The 1,034-nt window shown below is 64.8% G+C and carries 1 protein-coding gene; it reads left to right on the top strand.

What is annotated here, in order from left to right:
- A partial coding sequence (locus tag C4K88_RS18210; protein WP_193900733.1) for an FtsX-like permease family protein occupies window positions 1-1,034 on the top strand: 1,034 nt, incomplete at both ends.

The following is a 1,034-nucleotide window of genomic DNA, read 5'->3' as shown; positions in this document are numbered from 1 at the left end:
CTCGGCCTGGTACCGCATGCCGCCATCCTCGGCGTGCAGCCGCTGGACGACTGGCACAAGGTGGCCGACGCAGCCTTGCAGAACCCGGCGGTGATGGCGGCTGCGCCGATTACCGAAATGGAGGGCATGCTGTCGTACAAGGGTGCGATGCAGCCGATCCAGGTGGGCGGTATCGACCCGGCCGAAGAGGGCAAGGTCTCGATCGTTGGCCAGCACATTGTCCAGGGCCGCCTGCAGGACCTGCAGCCGGGTGAGTTCGGTGTGGTCATTGGTGAATTGACCGCACGGCGCTTCCGCCTGAACACCGGCGACAACCTGACTCTGATCGTGCCGGAAATCAGCAAGGAGCCGGGTGGCATTACCCCGCGCATGCAGCGCCTGACCGTGGTCGGTATCTTCAAGGTCGGTGCCGAGCTGGATGGTTCGCAAGCCTACATCCACGTCGCCGATGCCGGCGAGATGCAACGTTGGGCACCGGGCCAGGTGCAGGGCGTGCGCCTGAAGCTGCATGACCTGTATGCCGCGCCGCAGGTGTCCAAGGCGATTGCAGCCGGGCTGGGTGACGCCTACCGCGCCGATGACTGGTCGCACACCCAGGGCAGCCTGTTCAGCGCCATGAAGATGGAAAAGACCATGATCGGCCTGCTGTTGATGATGATCATCGCCGTGGCGGCCTTCAATATCATTGCCACCTTGGTAATGGTGGTGAACGACAAGGGGCCGGACATTGCCATTCTGCGGACCTTGGGCGCCACGCCCGCGCAGATCATGGGCACGTTCATGGTCCAGGGCAGCCTGATTGGTGTTGTCGGGACGCTGATCGGCGGCGTGCTGGGCATGGCCCTCAAGGCACGTCAACGGGCACTGGTCAGCGGTGACGCCGGCCTTGTCGGCAGCCTGGTTCCCGTCACCCAGGTGATGGCAGGCAACCCGCTGCGTGGCGTCGTGCTGGCCCAAGGCGAGCAATGGCAAGTGCAGTGCGCAACGCCGCTGCAAGCTGGCCAGAACGTGCGGGTGACCGCACGCCATGGCGT

Source organism: Arthrobacter pityocampae (genome assembly GCF_002927275.1).
Taxonomy (GTDB): domain Bacteria; phylum Actinomycetota; class Actinomycetes; order Actinomycetales; family Micrococcaceae; genus Arthrobacter_D; species Arthrobacter_D pityocampae.
This window is presented reverse-complemented; position numbering and strand designations above follow the sequence as displayed.